Consider the following 7,143-nt stretch of genomic DNA (forward strand, 5'->3'; position numbering starts at 1 on the left):
TTTTTTCAGCTTGTCCAAAATCAATAATTTTCTTTGTCATATCTAAGTTAATTCCTCCTTAATTGAGGGAATCAACAAAAACACCTATTTTTTGCTATTTGATTATAAATCAAATTATGATAATCTATAATCAGATAAATGAAAGTATAGGTATTTTCGTAGAATACCCTATGAAAAGAGTCATGTTCCCGCATGACTCTTTTTTTCATTCTATCACGTTTTCAATAACCTTAAAGATAAAAACAAAGTTTCCTTATTTTTTTACCGCTCCATGTCAAATCCACGATGTTTATTCATTTCTTTCTTATGCTCACGTTCAAATTGATTATCCAGTCCCTTGCTATCCAATTCATTTTTAATAATCCCTCTAAACACCTTAAATTTCTCTTTAAAAGCTTTTTTCGTTTGCACATACAAAACTCTTATATTCGTCTGTAAACCCTTTATATGAGCTTTTAACGAGCTAATTTCTCTATTTAATACACCAACTTCTTTTTGTAACTGACTTTTTTCTTGTTTCAATGTTCGATTTTCTTCCATCCACCCCTCGGCATGTACTTTTAAACTCTCATTCTCTTTCACAAAATCTGTTTTTCTCAAACGCTCATAATCCTTTTTAATAGTAACTGCTGCATTCACTTGCTTTGTTAATTCTTGATATTGTTCTGGTGATAACACATAATTTCTTGTCTGTTTCTTCGTGATCTCAGCTTTTCCAAACATTTTATCCTGTACTTCTACTACTACTTCTTTACGTAAAAATGGAATTTTAACAGGTTCATTTGGTACTTGATCCGTAGCACTATCTAATTCTTTTTTCATTTGTTTTACTCTATTTTCTAACTCTACATGACACTCGCCAATTAGCTGTAATTTTTCACTTTCACTCTCTACTTCTTGTTTCACTATCTCTAATTCTTTGTACTTATCAACGACATCACTTTCTAAACTCTTTTTCGCTACTTCTAATTCGTTTGTTTTCTCTTCAACATTTTTTAAATGATGGTCAATCGTTTGTAAATGCGTTTCTTTTTCTTGTACTTGATTCTCAACAATTGATCTTGTTTCTGCATATTCCTTGTATTGACGGACTTTCATGTATTTATGTGAACCTACATTGGCACGTTCAAAATTCGGAATATGTTCTTTCGCTAATTGCTCGATATAAGCCGTTTCTGTTTCTCTCCAATGCGCAATTAACTTTCTTCCCGTTCCTTCGACGCCTTGTTGTTGCAAGGCTCTATCCATTCCGACACGCCTCGTTAATCCTCGACTACTTTCGAAATGCGGTACATAGTTAATATGTAAATGCGGATTAGCTTCATCATCATGTAAAACCATGTTATAGACTGCTAGATTTGGATTTCGCCCTTGAAACGCCTCCGCATACTGTTTTAATGCTTCTTTTTTAGCTTCCCTATACTTTGGGTCATCTTTACCCTCTCCAACCGCTACAACCAATTCTCGTTGCTCATGTGTCTTTTCATTTTTATGTATTTTGTCATAGTAGTCCTGAATCTTACGGTCATTTCGTTTTTGCTTCTCATTATACTTGTCCACCGCTTCTTGAAAGACATCCTTGTATACACTTCGAATATCTTTTTGAACAAAGTAGATATTCTCGTCTAACCTGGATGGATCGATGCCAGGATTCCCATGAATGTTTTCTCTGTTATTATGGCTTAATGAACTTTGGTGAGATTGATTAAATGAGATAGAGAACAACATAAAGTGCCACCACTTCCCCTAAATTAATTGATACAATAAGTCTAGCAAAGCGACGAAATTGTGTCAATTTACGTAACCCTATACGCATTTTGACACTTATGCATCAAAATCAATAGGGGTCTGCGACGCTTTTCGGCTCCGCCGAGTCATGCTTAGCATGACAAAAACAACCTTGGGCTTTGCCCAAACCCACTGGGGAACTCTTCCCCAGACCCCCTCGTTCGAACTCCCCAACCCCTCAATCCTTGAGGGGCTCCCTCGCCGGTTGGCAGGAACAAACAATCGTTTGTTCAATGCCAAGAGGGTTTGGGTGTAGTACAGTTGGTCAAGTCAAATACTCCCTTTGCTTCGCTAGGTCCGTTTTGATTGACCAACACAAATACTGTAAACAATGCTCCTTCTTCACTGAATAATTAAAAAACATTTATAAACATTACACTCGATTTATGTTGCATGGTTGATGCAACATATACGTTTCAAGTTTGCAATATCTTATTGTAAATTTGAAACGTATATGTTTAGAATTTATATTTTCTTATAACATGTTTCTCATCAATAAACCAAGTACTCCTGTTAACAATGCACTTATGATTAATCGTAAAATCCATGTAGTATTTGCACTGATTTTATCTAAGTGTTTATTAATAGTTAAAACATCCCTTTCAATTACTATTATTCTTGCTTCTAAATTTTTCACATCATGTTGAATAGCTTTTAAATCTAGATTCATTTGATTTAAATCTTTTTCTAGTTCCTCCAATTGTGTCATATAACATACTTCTCCTTTAAAATTAATTTTAAATATATTATATGTATATGATAATTAGAGGATGATGATATAAAAAAACAGTAAAATGTGCTTCATTCAATTTCACTTGCACATTTTACTAATTTGAAAAATATACTGTAATCTAGAGTAATAAAATTATTACTTGAGAAACCATCCTACTTTCAATACACTTACGAAGAGCGCTTTAAAAGCGCTCTTTTAGTATGTATTTTCATGTAATTCTTCTTGTTTTTGGGTATAAGTGTTAAAACTGGGGTGAAGTGAAACGAGAGACTAGTCCCCTTTAATGTCATTAAAATATAGAGTAATAATTTTTTTATGAACAATAGATCTAGACGTTTCGGTGGGTATAATTGCTAGTTCAAGTCGTACTACTTAAATCCTCGTTTTTGGTATGTTCGGCTTGGCGACATATCCATACCTGCCGAATTTCTCTTTGCAATGGAGAAAAACCTCTTTGATTATAAAATAAGAAAGCCCAAATCCAATATTAAGATCTGAGCCTTTTTCAAAAATAAGGGGATTATACCAAAACGTAATATAATTTATGCTTGTCTTTTTTATGTGTATCTAGTAAAAGCACATTTTCTATAAATATATAATTGTGTTTTTAATATAAATGTAAACTTTTGAATAGAAGTTTACTTTCATATCATCTATTTTATTGGTCTTATTGTAATTCATGATTTTTCTCCGAAATCACTATCCAAAGTATACATTCAAAACAATGTAAAAACGTGGTTTATAAGAACTATGAAGAATAATCAAACTGTATTTTAAATACATACCATTCAATAACACTTTTAGTAAAATTAACACATATAATGCAATGAGCATTTACAAATATCCATATGAATTTTTCTCTTCTAACGGATATGAAAAAAGAGATGACTGGACACCATCTCTTTTTTATACTTTTATTTAAAAGCAGTTTATATAACACCACTTATCGGTAGTATCCAAAAAAGCTTAGAGTTCTCATATGACTCTAAGCTTTACTTTTGTAAAATATTATTTCCAAAACTCATACCATTTCTTATCTTTACTTGCGGCAATCATCTTCTTAACTTCCTGGACTTCTCTTATTGTTTGCATAAGCATTTCATCACGCCCTTGGTTCTTCGCCACATCCTCGCTAGAATTTGTCGCTATAAGTACCTGGGATTCCTGTATCGTTTGTATAGCGCTCAATAATTCTGATTCTCTTTGTGCAAATCGCTGGTCTTGTTCAATTAAACGTTTGCTTAATTCTTGTAGTAATTCATTTTGCTTTTCAATGACCACGTTTTGATCTTGAAGCATCGTCTGTAGCGTTGTAGCGTTGAAATCCGGTTCTTCATAGCGCTCAACTTCATACCGCTCTAATGGCAACACTTCAACGCCTTGATGCCATGATACTATTTGCTTTGTGGCGTTTTCTAATGTCATGTCTGTGTCGTTCTTCAGGTTTATGACCTTACGGAATACCATTACATCGCTTTCTCTATATTTCCTATGCCCACGTTCATTTTTAATGAAGGTATAACCCTCCTTTTCGAGTACATCAGCATACTTACGTAATGTGCTAGATTGGATATTTAATTGCTCTGCCACGTCGCCAGGACTATATAACGTCTTCATAGCGTTTCACCTCAAAAATATATTCGCTATAGCAATGATATACCCTTTTTCCTAATAATTCACGTATCACTTGTTTCAAATTCTCTTTTCTATATACAAGATTTTATGCAAAAAAAGAATGACAAGGATCCTCCGGATCCCCGCTATATCAACCATGTATAAAATTATGTATATCGATTTTACTAGAAAAGAAAAAAGAACCTCATAAAAACAAGGATTCTATCCAAAACCTTGCTACCGATAATGTTGCGTTATGTTAACTGATCATGTATAAAATATACATTGTTTTTTACTTATTCAACGGAGCCGTTTTGTTAAGTAAAACTTGTTATAATATTTTCAAGTGGAAAGTGCAATTTATGGGAGGATAGACCACAATGTCTGAACCAAATATAAAAATAAAAAAGATATGGGAAGATACCGATTTTTTTGAATTAAATTTTGACTTTACTGGATTTTATAGCACTGCGAACATTAACATATATACCACCAATAAAGAACTCGAAGATTTAAAAGAGGGAATAATCAAGTTTTCCACTTTTAAACTACATGAATTTCAATGGGTTTCAGGTGAAGATATAGACAATGTAACTCATTTTTTATTTATAAGATTCTTCTTACATGACAAAAAAGGAATTGTAGGTATTGAGATAGTAACTGACAATAAGCAATCAAAACCTTATTGGATGCGTTCAAATCTGTTTATTCTTACGGAACTTAATCAAATTGATGATTTTATAATAAAAATAGAGCAAATAATTAGTGGGGAAATTACTGAGTTAGAAGGCATAATTCCAGTCTAATAATGATGATTTTTTGTAAGTAAATTACATATATCAACTTCCAATAACGAGAATTATGTAAATGAGCTGTCCATATGGGCGGCGTATTGTATTTTTTTGCTTAGCGTGTTTTTCTTCAAAAATGCTGGCGGTACCCCTATTACATTAAGTAGCAATAGCTTTAAATTAATCGTTAATCAAACCAAGAACATTCGTGGTGGGGGACCTTTTCTTTATATTAAAAGATTTTCTCATAATATAATTAATCCCCCACTAAAATTAAAATCCTCCTGTTCTACTAACTTATTTTAACTCTAATTTTACTAAATCATGTTGTAAGACAGTATCAACTTCCTCTGGATCAAAAATTGGATTACTGCTAATTCCAGAGACATTAATAACAACATCCTCATCCCCAGGATGAACTACCCTTACTTCATAAACTCGAACATTTGGAAGCGGAGGAAGACTGTTTGAAAAAAAGAATACAGCCTGGTTAGGAGATACAAACTGTAAAGAAGGTGTTTGCAACGGAATAACAACAGGTAAATTTGATGACCAATCAAACATTTGAACAGCTACTGAATGAACATTATTTGGATCAACATTCATAACATCAACAGTAATAAAAACAACATTAGAATGTCTACGTAATATACCAGTTGATAAAGTTTGAGGACCCTTTGGTTTAGGTGGTTTTGGAGGCATATTAATTACTTCTCCTTTCATTTTATAGTATTTGGACAAGCAGTCCTAATACTATAAAATGCTTCAAAAAGAAAAAGGAAATAGACAAAAGTGGAAATACTAAAAAATTTTTACATACTATATCTGATTGATAAAACCAAATTCATCATTAAGCTATATTTTAGCCTCCAATCCCCCTTATTCACTAGCTCAGTTAGTGGTCAGTGCTTATTTCCTCCTCTATCTTAGCTAGTAGTATTTTAAAGTAGTATACTATCTTATATTTTTTATCTTTTCGTGATAATTGGTATTGATTGTAGATTTTGAGGGTTTTTATCGTGTAGGAACAATTATTTGCTTTTTGACTAGAGAGCTGGTTCGTCGTGTGGGGGCGAAACCCCACGCATTAAACGTATCAATCTTCCAATAAGAACTATTCTAGAACGAACGATCTAAGCGGTTCGGCTCGTATACTTGCTAGTCCAAGTCGAAAACCATTGTTTTGCTTTTTGTCTGTCGGCTTGGCGAGAAAAGCAAACGAGCCGAAAAAAGTTTTGCAAGGACAGAATCAAAAAGAAAAGGCAATAGCCTTTAGGTGAGGATAAACGAACCGACTTTTTGATTCTGAGGGTGGAGATTTTTGAATGTTCTTTTCAAAAATACGACCCGTTCCTTGCGGAACTTTTAGCTATATATATAAGAGTGAGAAGAGCAAAGTGAAGAAAGTCAGTAATATCAAGGGTTTATAAGACATGAGGTGTTAATTTTTTTTAACACCTGTGTTAATTTTTTTTAACACCTAAAAAGTGTAAAAACACACAAAAAAAAAGATGTCAATATAAAATCGACATCTAAAATAAATAAATTGGTAGTTTATGTTTTCTCTTATTACCTTCAAGTTTGATATTACGTAGCGCTTTTGAAAAAATTTGTTGAGTTGCTCTATCAATATCATCTTTAGGTGAATTACATAATATATTAGGGTTAACAAACCAAGTTCTTGCTGAACAAGTCCTTCCATCTTCAGTTATTACACCTGTTTCTGCAACTCCTAAAACCCCTTTTTCAAGCAATTCATTCATTATTTTTGAAATAGAAGTTCTTGTTTTTCCTAATTTCTTAGCTAAATAACTAGGAGATGCGGTATTCGGTTTTATATCATCATCTTCATTTTTTTCAACAATAACATTTGATTTAAATTCTAGAAATCTTGAAATATCAAATAAAAATGCCTTTTCTGGTTGAGTTAAATAGCCAATTTCACATAAATAATCAATATTCTCTGTAATCATTTGGACAAATCTCACCCGATCTGTAGGTTTTTTCTTCTTCCCTATAAAATACTCTTCTCCACCAGACATTTTACTTAATACTTGTAGCATAATGACTCTTTCTTCTTCAGAAAGTCCACCACTGCCTTCAAGTTTTTCATAAATACTATTAATCTTACTATCTCTTTCTTTTGCCTTTTTTTCAGCTTGTCCAAAATCAATAATTTTCTTTGTCATATCTAAGTTAATTCCTCCTTAATTGAGG

At 32.6% G+C, this 7,143-nt stretch carries 6 protein-coding genes; 1 reads left to right on the forward strand and 5 read right to left on the reverse strand.

Features of this window, described 5'->3' with window-relative positions; translation table 11 throughout:
• Nucleotides 1–261: 261 nt before the first annotated feature.
• The 3 genes from BAU23_RS17855 to BAU23_RS17870 all read right to left on the reverse strand — a co-directional run bounded on the left by BAU23_RS17855 (nucleotide 262) and on the right by BAU23_RS17870 (nucleotide 4,138).
• Complete coding sequence (locus tag BAU23_RS17855; RefSeq protein ID WP_071734913.1) at nucleotides 262–1,728, reverse strand: plasmid recombination protein; 1,467 nt, start codon at nucleotides 1,726–1,728, stop codon at nucleotides 262–264.
• Nucleotides 1,729–2,263: 535 nt separating this feature from the next.
• Nucleotides 2,264–2,497: a hemolysin XhlA family protein gene (locus BAU23_RS17865; protein ID WP_071734914.1), complete on the reverse strand. Its 234-nt coding sequence runs from the start codon at nucleotides 2,495–2,497 to the stop codon at nucleotides 2,264–2,266.
• A gap of 1,032 nt (nucleotides 2,498–3,529) precedes the next feature.
• Nucleotides 3,530–4,138 (reverse strand): DUF3967 domain-containing protein, encoded by a 609-nt coding sequence (locus BAU23_RS17870; protein WP_071734915.1) that lies wholly within the window; start codon nucleotides 4,136–4,138, stop codon nucleotides 3,530–3,532.
• A 377-nt stretch (nucleotides 4,139–4,515) separates the two neighbouring features.
• Here BAU23_RS17870 and BAU23_RS17875 point away from each other — a divergent pair, with 377 nt between their 5' ends.
• Nucleotides 4,516–4,941, forward strand: coding sequence for a hypothetical protein (locus BAU23_RS17875; protein ID WP_071734916.1), 426 nt, complete (start codon nucleotides 4,516–4,518; stop codon nucleotides 4,939–4,941).
• 282 nt (nucleotides 4,942–5,223) lie between these two features.
• Here BAU23_RS17875 and BAU23_RS17880 read toward each other — a convergent pair whose 3' ends face one another.
• Together BAU23_RS17880 and BAU23_RS17890 are read right to left on the reverse strand one after the other, a co-directional pair.
• Nucleotides 5,224–5,628: a hypothetical protein gene (locus BAU23_RS17880; RefSeq protein ID WP_071734917.1), complete on the reverse strand. Its 405-nt coding sequence runs from the start codon at nucleotides 5,626–5,628 to the stop codon at nucleotides 5,224–5,226.
• An 830-nt stretch (nucleotides 5,629–6,458) separates the two neighbouring features.
• Nucleotides 6,459–7,115: a MarR family transcriptional regulator gene (locus BAU23_RS17890; RefSeq protein ID WP_071734918.1), complete on the reverse strand. Its 657-nt coding sequence runs from the start codon at nucleotides 7,113–7,115 to the stop codon at nucleotides 6,459–6,461.
• Between the last annotated feature and the right edge of the window lie 28 nt (nucleotides 7,116–7,143).

It is taken from the genome of Bacillus nitratireducens, from assembly GCF_001884135.1.
Lineage (GTDB): Bacteria > Bacillota > Bacilli > Bacillales > Bacillaceae_G > Bacillus_A > Bacillus_A nitratireducens.